12 protein-coding genes are annotated in these 14,453 nt (G+C 61.9%); 9 read left to right on the top strand and 3 right to left on the bottom strand.

Going from position 1 to position 14,453, the window contains the following annotated elements; genetic code table 11:
• The first annotated feature begins 31 nt into the window (after positions 1–31).
• The 4 genes from JTY93_RS27065 to JTY93_RS27080 all read left to right on the top strand — a co-directional run bounded on the left by JTY93_RS27065 (position 32) and on the right by JTY93_RS27080 (position 8,022).
• The gene (locus tag JTY93_RS27065) at positions 32–1,024 is read left to right on the top strand and encodes an AraC family transcriptional regulator (RefSeq protein ID WP_205476382.1); all 993 of its coding nucleotides are present in this window, start codon (positions 32–34) and stop codon (positions 1,022–1,024) included.
• A gap of 136 nt (positions 1,025–1,160) precedes the next feature.
• Positions 1,161–2,195 carry a histone deacetylase family protein gene (locus tag JTY93_RS27070; protein ID WP_205476383.1) on the top strand — a complete coding sequence of 345 codons (1,035 nt, stop codon included), beginning with the start codon at positions 1,161–1,163 and terminating at the stop codon, positions 2,193–2,195.
• A complete protein-coding gene (locus JTY93_RS27075; RefSeq protein ID WP_205476384.1) occupies positions 2,192–3,283 on the top strand; it encodes a polyamine ABC transporter substrate-binding protein in 1,092 nt (363 codons plus the stop codon). The genes JTY93_RS27070 and JTY93_RS27075 overlap by 4 nt, the downstream gene beginning before the upstream one ends.
• Positions 3,284–3,402: 119 nt before the next feature.
• Positions 3,403–8,022 carry a dermonecrotic toxin domain-containing protein gene (locus JTY93_RS27080; RefSeq protein WP_205476385.1) on the top strand — a complete coding sequence of 1,540 codons (4,620 nt, stop codon included), beginning with the start codon at positions 3,403–3,405 and terminating at the stop codon, positions 8,020–8,022.
• Positions 8,023–8,025: 3 nt separating this feature from the next.
• Here JTY93_RS27080 and pdxR read toward each other — a convergent pair whose 3' ends face one another.
• Positions 8,026–9,552 (bottom strand): MocR-like pyridoxine biosynthesis transcription factor PdxR, encoded by a 1,527-nt coding sequence (gene pdxR, locus JTY93_RS27085; RefSeq protein ID WP_205476386.1) that lies wholly within the window; start codon positions 9,550–9,552, stop codon positions 8,026–8,028.
• Positions 9,553–9,654: 102 nt separating this feature from the next.
• Between pdxR and JTY93_RS27090 the strand changes: the two genes are divergently transcribed.
• The 3 genes from JTY93_RS27090 to JTY93_RS27100 are packed head-to-tail and all read left to right on the top strand — an operon-like array spanning position 9,655 to position 11,417.
• Positions 9,655–10,302, top strand: coding sequence for an FMN-binding negative transcriptional regulator (locus JTY93_RS27090; protein ID WP_205476387.1), 648 nt, complete (start codon positions 9,655–9,657; stop codon positions 10,300–10,302).
• Positions 10,289–10,735, top strand: a complete 447-nt coding sequence (locus tag JTY93_RS27095) for a GNAT family N-acetyltransferase (protein ID WP_205476388.1) — start codon at positions 10,289–10,291, stop codon at positions 10,733–10,735. The genes JTY93_RS27090 and JTY93_RS27095 overlap by 14 nt, the downstream gene beginning before the upstream one ends.
• Before the next feature lie 10 nt (positions 10,736–10,745).
• On the top strand, positions 10,746–11,417 hold the full coding sequence (locus JTY93_RS27100; protein ID WP_205476389.1) for a GNAT family N-acetyltransferase: 672 nt from the start codon (positions 10,746–10,748) through the stop codon (positions 11,415–11,417).
• 101 nt (positions 11,418–11,518) lie between these two features.
• Here JTY93_RS27100 and JTY93_RS27105 read toward each other — a convergent pair whose 3' ends face one another.
• Entirely contained in the window at positions 11,519–12,418 is a 900-nt protein-coding gene (locus JTY93_RS27105) for a homocysteine S-methyltransferase family protein (RefSeq protein WP_205476390.1), read from the bottom strand.
• 111 nt (positions 12,419–12,529) lie between these two features.
• Here JTY93_RS27105 and JTY93_RS27110 point away from each other — a divergent pair, with 111 nt between their 5' ends.
• Positions 12,530–13,348, top strand: a complete 819-nt coding sequence (locus tag JTY93_RS27110; RefSeq protein ID WP_205476391.1) for an ABC transporter substrate-binding protein — start codon at positions 12,530–12,532, stop codon at positions 13,346–13,348.
• Positions 13,345–14,175, top strand: coding sequence for an amino acid ABC transporter permease (locus JTY93_RS27115; protein ID WP_029290023.1), 831 nt, complete (start codon positions 13,345–13,347; stop codon positions 14,173–14,175). The genes JTY93_RS27110 and JTY93_RS27115 overlap by 4 nt, the downstream gene beginning before the upstream one ends.
• Before the next feature lie 3 nt (positions 14,176–14,178).
• Here JTY93_RS27115 and JTY93_RS27120 read toward each other — a convergent pair whose 3' ends face one another.
• Positions 14,179–14,445: a helix-turn-helix domain-containing protein gene (locus JTY93_RS27120; protein WP_371128935.1), complete on the bottom strand. Its 267-nt coding sequence runs from the start codon at positions 14,443–14,445 to the stop codon at positions 14,179–14,181.
• Positions 14,446–14,453: the final 8 nt, after the last annotated feature.

Genomic DNA, 14,453 nt, shown 5'->3' on the forward strand with positions numbered 1-14,453 from the left:
ACTTCCAGCCATCCACTGGCTGGAAGTACCCATGCTGCACTCCCACCTCACCACCCTCAATGCCGTTTCCCTGGTGCTCAGCACCTTCAAGGCCGAAGGCTTGCCCGCCGAAGCACTGCTGGCCGGCAGTGGTATCTGTGCGGCGGACTTGAGCCGCGCCGACACACGCATCACCACGCACCAGGAGATGCAGGTGTGCGCCAATGCCGTGGCCTTGCAGCGCGATATCGGGCTGATCGTGGGACGGCGCATGCACGTATCGGCCTACGGCATGCTCGGCTATGCCCTGCTCACCAGTGCCACTTTCGGTGACGCTTTGCGCCTGGCCCTGCGTTATCCGGCGCTGTTGGGAACACTGTTCGAACTGAGTCTTGAGGAAGATGGCGAGCGGATCTGGTTCACCGCCAGCGATTACCGAGAGAACCCGGCGCTGGCCGCCTTCAATGTGGAGCTGTGCCTGGGGTCGCTGAAGGTGATCTGCGACGATCTGCTCGGCCACCCGCTGCCCTTGCTGGGCGCCCGCTTTGAGCATGCTGCGCCGGATTATCAAACACGCTACGCCGAGTGCTTCGACTGCCCGTTGCAGTTCCAGGCCACGGCCAATGCGTTCGCCTTTGACCAACGCTGGCTCGCCCAACCTTTGCCCCTGGCCGACACCGTGACCCACCGCGCCATGGCCGAGCGCTGCCGCAAACAGAACACCGAATTCACCGGGCGCGAGGCCTGGCTGGGGCGGGTCCGCCAATTGCTCACGGCGCAACTGCACGCCGCGCCCGGGCTCGACGGCCTGGCCCAGCAGATGAACTGTTCGCCGCGCACCCTGCGCCGGCGCCTGCATGACCTGGGCTGCAGCTACCAGGAGCTGCTGGACGAACTGCGCTTCGAGCGCGCCAAGCAACTGTTGGCACAAGACCAGTGGCCGATCTACCGGATCGCCGAGCAGTTGGGTTTCAGCGAGACCGCGAGCTTCCGGCATGCCTTTGTACGCTGGAGCGGCGTGGCGCCGAGTCAATTTCGAGCATGACGCTCCATGGAGGGGCGAATTACGGACAGATAATCTGGCCATATTTATCCCCTTTTGGCCGCTCCTGCCGTTCTCCAAACCGGTGTACCCCGCAACACTGCAAGGCATCCCAAGCAGCCTGCGGAGAACAACAAAAATGCTGACGATCTACTCGGACGATCACCACCTGCACCACGGCCGTTGCGAATTGATGGACGGGCAATTGATGCCCTGCTTTGAAATGCCCTCGCGCGCCGACCACGTGCTGCAACGGGTCGAAGACCGTGAGCTGGGCCCGGTGCAAGCGCCCCAGGACTTTGGCCTGGCGCCACTGCAACGCATCCACAGCCGCGACTACCTCGAGTTCTTCCAGGGTGCCTGGGCCCGCTGGGCAGAATTGGGCCAGGACGGCGATCTGCTGCCCTACACCTGGCCCGCCCGCACCTTGCGTCGCGTGTTGCCCACCAGCCTGCACGGCCAACTGGGCTATTACAGCTTCGACGGCGGCGCGCCGATTACCGCCGGCACTTGGCAAGCGGCCTACAGCGCGGCGCAGGTCGCGCTCACGGCGCAACAGGCGATCCAACAGGGTGCCCACAGTGCCTTTGCGTTGTGCCGACCGCCGGGGCATCACGCCGCCAGCGACTTGATGGGGGGTTATTGCTACCTCAACAACGCCGCGATCGCCGCCCAGGCCTTTATCGACCAGGGCCACAAAAAGGTCGCGATCCTCGATGTGGATTACCACCATGGCAACGGCACCCAGTCGATCTTCTATGAGCGCAGCGATGTGCTGTTCACGTCGATCCATGGGCATCCTGAGGCTGAGTTTCCGTTCTTCCTCGGGTATGCCGATGAGTTGGGCGAAGGTGCCGGCGAGGGCTTCAACTTCAATTACCCGCTGGCGGCCGGTTCCGCCTGGGACACCTGGAGCGCTGCGCTGGAACAGGCCTGCCGCAAGATCGAGGGCTACGGCGCCGAAATCATCGTGGTGTCCCTGGGGGTGGACACGTTCAAGGACGATCCCATCTCGCAGTTCAAGCTCGACAGCCCGGACTACCTGGCCATGGGCGCGCGTATCGCCCGCCTGGGTAAACCGACACTGTTTGTGATGGAAGGCGGCTACGCGGTGGCAGAAATCGGCATCAACGCCGTCAACGTTCTCGAAGGTTTTGAGGGGGCAGCCCAATGAACATGCTCAAGTCGCTTATGCTCTGCGCCGCCGTGCTCAGCACCGCCGCCCACGCCGAAGAAAAAACCCTGCGGGTCTACAACTGGTTCGACTACATCACGCCCAAGGCCCTGGAAGATTTCAAGGCGCAGAACCCGGCGATCAAACTGGTGTACGACATCTTCGACACCAACGAAGCCCTGGAAGCCAAGCTGCTGACCGGCAACTCCGGGTATGACGTGGTGGTGCCGTCCAATGTGTTCCTGGCCAAGCAGATCGAGGCCGGGGTGTTCCAGCCCCTGGACCGCAGCCAGTTGCCCAACTGGAACCACCTCGATCCCAAGCTGATGAAACTGATCGAGGCCAACGATCCGGGCAACAAACACGCGGTGCCCTACATGTACGGCACCATCCTCATCGGTTTCAACTCGGACAAGGTCAAGGCCGCCCTGGGCGCCGATGCCCCGGTGGACAGCTGGGACCTGATCTTCAAGCAAGAGAACATCAGCAAGCTCAAGCAGTGCGGCGTCGCCTTGCTGGATTCGCCGTCCGAGATCCTGCCCCTGGCCTTGCAGCACCTGGGCCTGGACCCCAACAGCAACAAGCCGGCGGACTATGAAAAAGCCCAGGCCCTGCTGCTGAAAATCCGTCCCTACATCACCTACTTTCATTCATCCAAGTACATGGCCGATATCGCCAACGGCGACATCTGCGTGGCGGTCGGCTATTCCGGCAGCTTTTCCCAGGCCGCCAACCGCGCCAAGGAAGCCAACAATGGCGTGACCGTCGACATGCGCCTGCCCAAGGAAGGCGCGCCGATCTGGTTCGACATGCTCGCCATTCCCAAGGGGGCGAAGAACCCGCAGGACGCCTACACCTTCATCAACTACCTGTTGCAGCCCCAGGTGATTGCGCCCATCAGTGACTTTGTCGGTTACCCCAACCCCAACAAGGACGCCACTGCGCAGGTAGCCCCGGCCATCCGCAACAACCCCAACCTGTACCCCACCGAAGCAGCCATGGCGACGCTCTATACCCTCAAGCCCCTGGACAGCAAGGCAGAACGCGCCCGGACCCGCGCCTGGACCAGGATCAAGTCCGGCACCTGAGGTTGCCCCTTTGCAGCCCGTTCCCGTGCCAGGGAGCGGGCTGCAACTATCTACCGTCATCACGGCCCCGGCGGTCAGTACCTTGCGCATATCAAGGCCTGTCTGCCAAGGAGCTGAAGATGCCCAATCCATCAACCCCCGCTAACCACAACACCCCCAACAATCGCCCGCCCAGTATCTACGACCTGCTGACCCAACTGACCACCGGCCCTTCGAGTCGCGACGTGGCTGCAGCAACCTTGCGCGCGGCCCTCAAGGAGCAATATCCGCTGCTGAATATCGACCCGGACCTGGCAGTGGTCGTCACCCCACGCTGGTCTATCACCGCCACCGAGATGCAGCCGGTTGAACCCCTCTTCGAGTCACTGACCAGCATTCTGGCGCGCCAGGCGCTGTCACCAGAACCGGTGGAATATATCGACGGCGAGCATTTCCTCACCCTGACGCCCTCGGCACAGCCGCCCGTTCACCTGCCGGTGAAAATCGACGCCATCGCGCGCCTGATAAACGAGCTGTCCGGCCTGCTGTCCAGCGCTTTTCAAGAGCAGCAACTGGACTACTGGAATACCTCCAATACCGGCACCGGCCCACGCTGGAAAACCCTCTCCAACATGTTGCGCAAAGTCTGGAATGTCACGGAGTACGAAGGCTGGAGCGAGGAGGAATGCGCGATGGCCAGAACGCTCTTCCATTACCCCGACCACGCCACGCGCACCGCACAGGATTCGTACAAGTCCCGCGCCTACCTGATTGATATCGATACCCTAAGCGACAACCAGACACGCCATCTGGGCCTCGCGGCCATAGCGGTGTTGATCGGCGAGCATGAGCAACGCCCATTGATTCTGATGCACTCGCTGACGGATGGTTACCAGCGCTTCGATTCCCTCAAGCAACTCGAGCAGATCCTACCCGCCAAGCTGAGCCGCACTCACCCCGAACTGTCCTTGCATTGGCGCCTGTACGAGCCTTCCGGAAACTATTTCGACAGCCAGGCCAACGCCTTGATCGCCATGCAGATCGGGTTGATTGGCTCTCTGGTCGAACCCAACAGCCCGGACAGCGCAGACGATGAAGAGCCAAGCACGATCATCGACCGCATCCTGCCGGGCGTTGAAGAGTTGAGCGACCACACGCTGTCCAATATCCGCCAGATCCATGAGCGTATTCCACCTTGGCTGGCCAATGCTTCGGACCTCGACGTGTCCCTTTACAGCCGACTATTGGTGGACCTGGCCGAACTGCACACGCATAACCAAGGCCGCTTGTTCAACGACGGCATTGCCCCCATCCGCACCTACGCCCGACAACAGTTGCAGAGCCGCATTGAGGCCGATCGCGAGGGTGCCAATCTTGAGATGGACGACATCGAGATCGTCATCGAAAGCCCGCAGGTCTGGGGCACATTTGTCGTGCCCGGTCCCAACACCCTGACACGCCGCCCCCTGATAGATCTGGCGCTGGAAAACCTGACCGGCCTTCCCACAGGCGAGGCCAGCGTGCTCTACAAAGGCCGTCCGGCACCCGAGTGGTTGCCCTACCGCTACCTCAAGCAAGTGATCGAAGACCTCGACATCGGCAAGCATTACCCGGCCTTGATCAAACAGACACTGCTGGACGACCCGCAGCAATCCAAGAGCCGCCAGACGCTGTACGCCATGCACCTGCGGGTGCAACTCCCCCTGCTGGCCCTGCAGTGCAAGGTTCAGCACAAGCATGGCATCGATGGCGTGGGCGTTCGCTACGTCAGCGCAGCCATGCAGGTCGAGCCTCATGATCGCAAGGTCGATGGGCAGGACATCGTCATCCGCGCGCTGGGGTTTGTGCCGACACTGCGCCCCAGCAACGAACAGGACATCGTCGCCAACATGTTTGTGATCGGCCCCCAGGATCACACTCGCGGCCCGTGCCTGTTGTATCGGCCTTTGCTGACGCCGTCGCTCATTCAATTCCCGTCCCGGCAAAATCTGCTCTACGCCATCAAGCATGACCACGACCTGCGCGAGTCGGTACTCGCCTGGCTGCCAGAGGGCGCACGCTTCAACTACGCCGAATACGTGTTCCCCTATAAATTGCCGTCGCCCTGGACAGTGGTAAGGGGGCTGATCGAGTCGCAGACCCTGTTGTACATGAGTGGTCCCATCGCCTTGAGCGATGAGGTGCTGGGCAATGACACGCTGCACACCCTGTTCACCGCCAATGCCAACGCGCTGGTCGAACTGGCGACCCGGCAATCGGTGTCCAACGTGCAGAAACGCTGGGCGACCTACCGCCAGGCGGCCTGGCAGATTTTCAGTGTGGTGCTGCCTTTTTTCGGGCGCACGCTGGGAATCGCGGCGTGGATCTGGCAAATCATGGACGACTTGCAGGCCATCGAGCAGGGCCAGGAGTCCGACGACCCACAGGCGTCCTGGGCCGCCGAGGCCGACCTCTTGCTGAACCTGGGCATGGCGCTGATCCTGCACGTCGCCCTGCGTCATCCGCCCGGGCAAGTCGAACCGCTCAAACGTCTACCGACAACGCCAGCGGTGCCGGTCGACAACCCCGTCGAGACGCCGCGTAAGATCGAGGTGATCCAAAAACCCAACCTGACCGAAACCGAGTTGCACGCCCAGCACCAAAGCCCCCTGTACACCAGCGGTGCCTTGAACAGCCTCCCCACACGGTTGGAGGCCACGCTCGACAGTTTCAAAGTCAACCGACCCACAGGGCTGCAAGCCCAGAACAAGACACCCGGCCCCCATCTGCACCTCTATCCGCTGGGGGAAAAGTGGTATGCCCAAGTGGCCGAGCGCTGGTTCGAAGTCAGCGTCGACAGCAATGACAATGTGCTTATCGTCGACCCCACTACGCCCTCGCGCACCGGGCCATTGCTGCAGTCCAACCTGGCTGGTCAGTGGTTTGTCGATACCCGCCTGCGCCTGCGCGGGGGCGGCTTCAGAAACCGCCGACACGCTGCCCAGGCCGACAAACCTTCGCGCATCAGCGACCTTCAGGACCAACTCCACCGCTTTGACGCCACCGAAAATCTCCGGCAATCGCAAATCCACACCGCCTACACCGAGATCGGCACCGGCGCAGGGCCCTCCACCGGCGAGCGCCGCCAGGCCTTCATCGACAAGGCAGACGCGCGCAGGGAGGAATACGAAGTGCCGATCCGTCAACTGCGATCCCTGAACATTATCGACACCGTGCCCAATTATCAGGGCTTCATGATCGACTACCTGAACAAGCAGTTGCTGCTGACCCGCTCTGTCATCGCCGAACGCCTGGAACCGTTCCGCAACCTGCTGTCGTCGACCTTGGGCGTGATAGAACCCGAGGGTGCGCCAGCCCCCCAGGCGCAAGCCGCAAAAGCGCAGACCATGTCGACCATGACCCTGGACATGATCCAGCGCCTGGAATACATCGACACCCGCTTTCGCCAACTGGAAAACCTGGGGGTCGAAGGCGCCCGGGTCATCCACGCCACGATGCAGGCTCTGCCCAACATCGCCCTGACGGACCTGAAGGCTTACAACATCACGCTGCAGCGCTATCTGTGCATCAAGGAGGGCAGTGGCGAGGCCTTTGTCGATGCGCGTGCACGCATGCATGACATCAGCGAGGCGACGGACGTGCACATCCAAAGCCTGATCGAAATGGCCAGCACCCTCAGTGAAAGCTCCCTGGATGAGCGCATCGAAGCGCTCAACAGCCTGCTCGACCAGTTTGCAATCAACGACCAGCGTTTGCTGGACCTGCACGCCGAGCATCCGGAGCAGGTGCTACGCGAGCCGCTGGAAAGCCTGCGCCAGCAAATCGACGAGTTCGCCCGGCGGGCGGAGCAGAATCTGGCGCAATGCTTGCGCGAAAGGAAAGCCCTGGAACCCAAGCCCGGCACCTCCAAGGTTGCACAAACGCCGAAAAAGAAAATCATCAAGACCCGCTTCGACGGCGTGGTGGTGGGCGAACCTCGGGAAACCCAAAGCGATCTGGTGGACGTGAAGGAGCCCATGACGGGCAAGGTGCTCGCCACTTTCCACGAAAAAACCCCGGGGGTCTGGGTCGAGCGCGAGCAGCAGGCCAGCACCTCGCGGCCACCGCAGGCGGTGGACCTGGGCGTCAGCATCAACGCGGGCAAAAGCGTGCTCGAAGGCGAACCGGAGGCGACCCAGCGCATCATCTCTCACTCGAAAAAAACCGGGCGGATTCCGGTGGAAATTGAAGAGATGTTCCACCAGTACGCCGCCCGCCTGGAGCGTGCGGTCAGCACCATTGAGCAGGCGCTCACCGAACTCAATCTGACCGAAAGTGACCGCCCTTCCGCAGCCACCCTCAACAAGCAGCTCAACGACACGGCCGAGCGCCTTTACGACCAGGGCACGCAGACGCGCATCAGCATGACCAAGCAACAACCGCCCACGGCCGCCCGAGTCGAATGGCTGTACGACAAGGGGCTGGTGGAAATTGCCAAGGTCATCAACCGCCGGCGCCTCAAAGGGCCGGGCAAGAACTACCTGGACGAATACGAGGTGCGTGACCATCAAACCCACGAGGTGCTGTGGTACGCGCACTTTCACTACGGGTCACCGCAAGCGGCGCTGCCTGACTATACCGCCGGGCATCTGAAGACCCGTGAGCAGCAGAAACTCGGCGGCGCCTTCCAGCCCACGGGCACCAATGACCGTGACCAGATCGCGATTTATCGCAGCGAAATCCGCCTGCCATTGGCCAACAAGCTGTTTTTCAACACCTGACCCTCAGTCGGCCCGCCAGGCCTTGCGCAACCGCGCCAGGGCCTGGGTGATGGCCTCTTCGGGCACGGCGGCAAAACCCAGCACCAGGCCGGCACGCTGGTCTTGGGGCTCAGGGGAGTCGGGTAACCAATAGCTGCTCAAGCCGTTGATTTCGACATCGGCGTTGGCAGCCTGATCCAGCAATTGCCGCTCCCGGGCCAGGCTGTCCACCCGCACGGTCAGGTGCAGCCCCGCCGTGACAGCGGGCAGGCTGCCCATGCCGGGCACACCCTGCGGCCAGCCCGCCAACAGGGTATTGCGCCGACTCAACGCAGCACGACGCATGCGCCGGATATGTCGCTGGAAATGCCCGCTGGCCATAAATTCGGCCATGACCGCCTGGGTGCTGACTTCCGAATGGCGCACATCCACCGCACGGCGCCGGGAGAAGGCGTCCACCAGCCCCGGCGGCAATACCAGATAACCCAGGCGCAACGCCGGAAACGCAACCTTGCCGAACGTGCCGACGTACAGCACCCGACCACTGCGATCCAGCGCGGCCAAGGGCGCCAGGGGGGCGCCGCTGTAGCGGTACTCGCCGTCGTAATCATCCTCGACAATCCAGCCGTCGTTGCGCTCGGACCAGGCCAGCAACTCCAGGCGCCGCGCCAGACTCATGACCACACCCAGGGGGTATTGATGGGATGGCGTGACGTAAACCACGCGATTGCTCCCCAACGCGTTGCAGTCGATACCTTCAGCGTCCACCGCCACACCTTGCATCTGTGCGCCCGCAATGGCGAAGGCGTGCCCGGCGGCGCGGTAGCCGGGATTTTCAATCGCCACACCCTCTCCCGGCCGCACCAGCAACTGTGCACAAAGGCTGATTGCCTGTTGCGCGCCACTGGTGATTACTATTTGCGCAGCGCTGCACTGCAAGCCCCGGGCGTTGCGCAAGTAGGCGGCGATCAATACGCGCAGGCGCTCATCGCCGGCCGGGTCGCCATAGCACAGTTGCTGCAAGTCCGGGTTGCGCCAGAAAGCCGCATTCAGCTTGGCCCACACGTCAAAAGGGAACAGGTCAAACGCCGGTACACCCACCCGAAAAGCCCGGGGCGGCCCACTGGGAGGCAGGGGTAAATGGTGGGTTTGCAAGCGATCCAAAGCCGGACTGTGGATAACTTTTTTGCGGGAATTTGCTTCCGAAACGGTATCAATTGTGGATAAGGCTGGGGATAAGCCTGTTGAAAACCCTGTGGACAGTTTTGTGGATAATTTTTCCGGCAACTGCGCCACATACGTGCCATCCCCTACCCGGCCCTCGATAAAACCTTCGGCATACAGCTGATCGTAGGCTCGCACCACACTGTTGCGGGAAATCCCCAGCGCCGCCGCCAGATCGCGGCTGGCTGGCAGCCGCGTGCCGCTGACCAGGCGCGCATCCAGGACGCGCTCGCGCAACGCCAGATAAAGCTGGCGCGTCAGGCCCTGCCGGCGGTCCAACTCAATGCCTGCCGGGTTGAAAGACAGCGGGGGCGCGATGGGCGACATGGCGACAGCTCCGGCATTGGTCCTATGAAATGAGCACAAGATGGCTCTTACAACGAACCATTAGCCTGCCTAGGATGCTGGCATTCGCCAAGGAAAATCTCCATGTACACACCCCGCGCCTTCGCCCTCGACGATTTGCCCGAACTGCACCAACTGATCCAGCACACCCGCCTGGCCCAGTTGGTGACCGTTGGCGAACAGGGCCTGCAAGCCAGCCACCTGCCGTTACTGCTCAAGCCCGATGAAGGACCCCATGGCACCCTCTACGGGCACCTGGCCAAGGCCAACGGGCAATGGCAAGACCTGCAGCGCGGCGGCCAGGCGCTGGTGATTTTTGCCGGTGCCCAAGCCTATGTCAGCCCGAGCTTTTACCCGGCCAAGGCGGAACACGGCAAAGTGGTGCCGACCTGGAATTACCTTGCGGTCCACGCCTACGGTCAAGCCGATGTGTTCACCGATGCCGAGCGCTTGCTGGCCCTGGTCAGCGCCCTGACCGACCGCCACGAATCGGCGCGCGCACAGCCGTGGAAAGTCAGCGACGCCCCGGCCGACTACATTGAGGGCATGCTCAAGGCCATCGTCGGCTTCGCCCTGCCCATTGAGCGCTTGCAGGGCAAGCGCAAACTCAGCCAGAACCGCAGCGCAGCAGACATTGCCGGCGTGCGTGACGGTCTGGCCGCCAGCCCCGATGTACGCGACCAGACCCTCGCCCGCTTCATCCCCCAAGGAGCCCCCCATGCACCCGATTGAAATCCGCCCGGTCAGCGCAGCCGATCATGCCGCCTGGTTGTCGCTGTGGCAGGCGTACCTGCGTTTCTACAACACCGAGCTGCCAGACGCGGTCAGCGCCAGCACCTGGCAACGCCTGATCGACCCCAACGAGCCGACGCACTCGGCCCTGGCCTGGCAGGATGGCAAGGCGCTGGGCATGGTCAATTTCATCTACCATCGCTCCAACTGGAGCATCGAGAATTCCTGCTACCTGCAGGATTTGCTGGTAGATCCGGCGCAACGCGGCAGTGGGATCGGCCGTAAACTGATCGAATTCGTCTACACCACCGCCAAGGCCGATGGTTGCTGCAAGGTCCATTGGTTGACCCACGAGAGCAATGCCACGGCGATTGCGTTATACGAACGCATTGCCGAGCGCCCAGGTTTTATCCAGTTTCGCAAAGGCCTTTAAGGAGAACAGCATGTCGACTTCACTTGCAGACTGGAAAGGCGTCGCGGCGCCCAGCACTCAACTGATCGAGGGGCGCTTCATCCGCCTGGAAAAACTCGACCCGTCCCGCCACGCCGATGGTCTGTGGCAAGCCCTGCAAGGCCCCGGCGCCGATCCCAAGCTGTGGGACTATTTGCCCTACGGCCCGTTTACCGAGCGCGCAGCCTTCGATGCCTGGCTGAACAATCACGCACTCAACAGCGACCCGTATTTTTTCAGCGTGATCGACCGTGCCAGCGGTGAGGTACAAGGCATTCTGAGCCTGATGTCCATCGTCCCGGCCCAAGGCCGCATCGAAATCGGTCACGTCACCTTTGGCGCTCCGATGCAGCGCTCACCGAAAAGCACCGAAGCGGTCTACCTGCTGGCCAGGCATTCCTTTGAACTGGGCTACCGCCGCCTGGAATGGAAGTGCAACAACGCCAATGCCCGCTCCAAATACGCAGCCGAACGCCTGGGCTTCAGTTTTGAAGGGGTGTTCCGCCAGCACATGGTGGTCAAGGGACAAAACCGCGATACCGCGTGGTATTCGATCCTGGATGGGGAGTGGCCGACGGTGGGTGCCGGGTTTGAGGCCTGGCTTGCCGATGCCAACCAGACGACAGATGGGCAGGTGAGAAGCCTGGCAGAGTGCCGGGCCTGATCCCACCTCAAGGCAGTAAAGATCAAAGCTGTCGAGCTTCGACGAGGCTGCTATGGCGGTGGGTCAGGCACCCATAAGGGTTTCGTTGGATGGCGCTGAGGTCAGGCCAGCTTTTGCGCCAACACCGCGATGTGTTCCGGGCCAATCCCGCAGCAACCGCCCAAATGGCTGGCACCGCGCGCCTGCCAGTCAGCCGCCCAATGCAGGTAACCGGGCGGGTCGAGGTCTTCGCGCAGCGGGTCCAGGCCATCGTTGGCCGTGGCTTGCTTGGGCTGCGGCGGGAAGGCGTTGGCGTAGGCGCCGATATGGATATCACGCCCCAGGCGCTCAAAGGTCTGCCGCGCGGCGTCAATCGCGGCGCCAATCACCTCCGGCTGGCTGCAGTTGAACAACAACACCTGCACACCCAACTGCGCCGCCGCTTCGGCTGCGTCTGCCACGGGTTCGCCCGAGCGCAGGCGTGGCACCTCATCGGTGTCTTCGTCGCGCAAGGTAAACGACAGCCAAAACGGTTTGCCGTCATCGGGCAGGCCGGCGTGGATGGCTCGGGCTTCGACGATGGAGCTTTGGGTTTCCGCCAGCCACAGATCGACATGAGGCCCCAGGCCCGCTACCAGCGGCGCCAGCAGCTCACTGACGCGACCGGCTTCAAACAGGTCAGGGCGATAGGAGCCAAACAACGGCGGCAAGGAGCCCGCCACACGTACCGCTTTGCCCGAGGCATCCACCGCCCGGCGCGCGAGTTCGCCCGCCAAGGCCGCCAGGGCCTGGCCTTCGGCGGCAAACCGCGCCTCACCGATATGGAACGGCACCACCGCATAGCTGTTGCTGGTGATGACATTGGCGCCGCTCTCGATATACGCCGCGTGCACCGCTTGCACCGCTTGCGGGGCTTCGCTCAAGGCCAGCGCAGACCACTCCGGCTGGCGAAACGGCGCGCCACGGCGCTGCAGTTCGCGGCCCATGCCACCGTCAAGAATCACTGTGTGTACTGCGCCCATATACCTTTTACTCATATGCTTATGAAAATAACTCACTATGAGAGTCGTTCTTATAACTATTTAATACGCACCTTCTGGTTATTAACAACCTCTTTTTTATTGGTATTCATCGTGAAATTTCCACCGCTGCTAGCCCTCGGCCTGACGATTCTGGCCTCTACCCAAGCCTTTGGCGGTGCCACTCTGGAGCGCATCGAGAAAAAGCAGGAACTGGTCGGCGTGCTGATGGAAAGCTACCCGCCGTTCTCATTTCTCAATGAGCAGAACCAACTCGATGGCTTCGACGTCGATGTGGCCAAGGCGGTCGCGCAAAAACTGGGTGTGAAGCTGCGCCTGGAAACGCCCTCCTGGGATGTGATCGCAGCCGGGCGCTGGAGCGGTCGTTACGATATATGCATCTGTTCGATGACCCCGAGCAAAGCCCGCGCCGAGGTATTTGACTTTCCGGTGCAGTACTACGCCTCACCGGCGGTGATCGTGGTCAATGCCCAAGACGACCGTATTCATGGCCCCAAGGACTTGAGCGGCAAGAAGGTCGGGCTTACCAGCGCCTCCAGCTATGAAAGCTACCTGAACAAAAACCTGGTGATCGAAGGCGCCGAAGACACGCAGTTGCAATACCCCTTCGAGGACGTGCAGATCGCGCCCTACGACACCGATAACGTGGCCTTCCAGGACCTCGGCCTGGGTGCAGGGGTGCGTCTGGACGCGATCCTCACCAACCTGGTGACCGCCCAGCCGCGCTTGACCGAGGACAAACGCTTCAAGCTCGCCGGGGAAGCGCTGTACTCGGAACCCAATTCGGTGGCGATCGAGAAAGGCGACCCGCAATGGGACAGCAAAGTGCGTGAAGTCTTCGCCCAGCTGAAACAGGACGGCACCTTGAGCAAGCTGTCGCAGAAATGGATCGGCGCCGATATCAGCCAATGACCGCCTTTCCCCCACCTCCCAAGCCGGTGGCTAGCGAATCGCGGCTACAACGCCTCTTCGGTTTCCGCACCCGCCTGTACCTGACCTGGGCGGTGCTGTTCGCCCTGTTCGCGAGTTTTTTCCTGAGCTTTGACCTGAAGTTCTCGATCATCCTCGACAAGCTGCCCAACCTGCTGGGCCTGAGCCTGGCGCCCAGCGGCTTCCTGCAAGGCGCGGCGCTGACGTTGTTTCTGTGCCTGTGTTCAATCGCGGCTTCGTCAGTGCTGGGTTTTGTCACCGCGCTGGGACGCCTGTCGAAAAGCGCCGTTGCCTTTGGCATTGCCAGCTTCTATGCGTCGTTCTTTCGCGGCACACCGTTGCTGATCCAGATCCTATTGATCTACCTGGGCCTGCCCCAACTGGGCTTGGTCCCGGGCGCCATCGCCGCCGGGATCATCGCCTTGTCGCTCAACTACGGGGCTTACCTGAGCGAGATCTTCCGTGCCGGTATTCTCGGCGTGCCCCATGGCCAACGGGAGGCCGCCCTGGCCCTGGGCATGCGTGACAGCCTGATCTTCTGGCATGTCACCCTGCCACAAGCCATGCGTACGATCATTCCGCCCACCACTAACCAGTTCATCTCGATGCTCAAGGACTCGTCGCTGATTTCGGTGATGGGTGTCTGGGAAGTGATGTTTCTGGCGCAATCCTATGGCCGCTCCAGTTATCGCTACATCGAGATGCTGACCACTGCAGCGATCATTTACTGGGTGTTGTCCATCGGCCTGGAACTGATCCAGGCCCGTATGGAGCGCCACTACGGCAAGGGTTATGTACGACGCGGCTAAGCGTCAGCCCAGCGAACGCCGCACCCTGACCACCCCCATCTGCAAGCCGAACGGACGGAACACAGCGTTCAACGACTTGAGCGTCTGATTACCCTCGCCATGCTCGATATGCACCAGCGTGCGCACGGAAATCTTGCACATCCTGGCAAACTGGCTCTGGTGCAGGCCCGTGACTTCTACGCGAAGGCGGCGTACCGCTTCGCCGATTTGCAGGGTGCCTTGGGCCAGGCCCTGCTCGATGCCCTGGATCAACAGGGCACGTGTATCCATGCTGACAG

The organism is Pseudomonas hygromyciniae (assembly GCF_016925675.1).
Classification (GTDB): domain Bacteria; phylum Pseudomonadota; class Gammaproteobacteria; order Pseudomonadales; family Pseudomonadaceae; genus Aquipseudomonas; species Aquipseudomonas hygromyciniae.

Bases quoted from the DNA above. Each gene is read 5' to 3' on its own strand.
- JTY93_RS27065 (WP_205476382.1), top strand. From the start codon at position 32: ATGCTGCACTCCCACCTCACCACCCTCAATGCCGTTTCCCTGGTGCTC.
- JTY93_RS27070 (WP_205476383.1), top strand. From the start codon at position 1,161: ATGCTGACGATCTACTCGGACGATCACCACCTGCACCACGGCCGTTGC.
- JTY93_RS27075 (WP_205476384.1), top strand. From the start codon at position 2,192: ATGAACATGCTCAAGTCGCTTATGCTCTGCGCCGCCGTGCTCAGCACC.
- JTY93_RS27080 (WP_205476385.1), top strand. From the start codon at position 3,403: ATGCCCAATCCATCAACCCCCGCTAACCACAACACCCCCAACAATCGC.
- pdxR (WP_205476386.1), bottom strand. From the start codon at position 9,552: ATGTCGCCCATCGCGCCCCCGCTGTCTTTCAACCCGGCAGGCATTGAG.
- JTY93_RS27090 (WP_205476387.1), top strand. From the start codon at position 9,655: ATGTACACACCCCGCGCCTTCGCCCTCGACGATTTGCCCGAACTGCAC.
- JTY93_RS27095 (WP_205476388.1), top strand. From the start codon at position 10,289: ATGCACCCGATTGAAATCCGCCCGGTCAGCGCAGCCGATCATGCCGCC.
- JTY93_RS27100 (WP_205476389.1), top strand. From the start codon at position 10,746: ATGTCGACTTCACTTGCAGACTGGAAAGGCGTCGCGGCGCCCAGCACT.
- JTY93_RS27105 (WP_205476390.1), bottom strand. From the start codon at position 12,418: ATGGGCGCAGTACACACAGTGATTCTTGACGGTGGCATGGGCCGCGAA.
- JTY93_RS27115 (WP_029290023.1), top strand. From the start codon at position 13,345: ATGACCGCCTTTCCCCCACCTCCCAAGCCGGTGGCTAGCGAATCGCGG.
- JTY93_RS27120 (WP_371128935.1), bottom strand. From the start codon at position 14,445: ATGGATACACGTGCCCTGTTGATCCAGGGCATCGAGCAGGGCCTGGCC.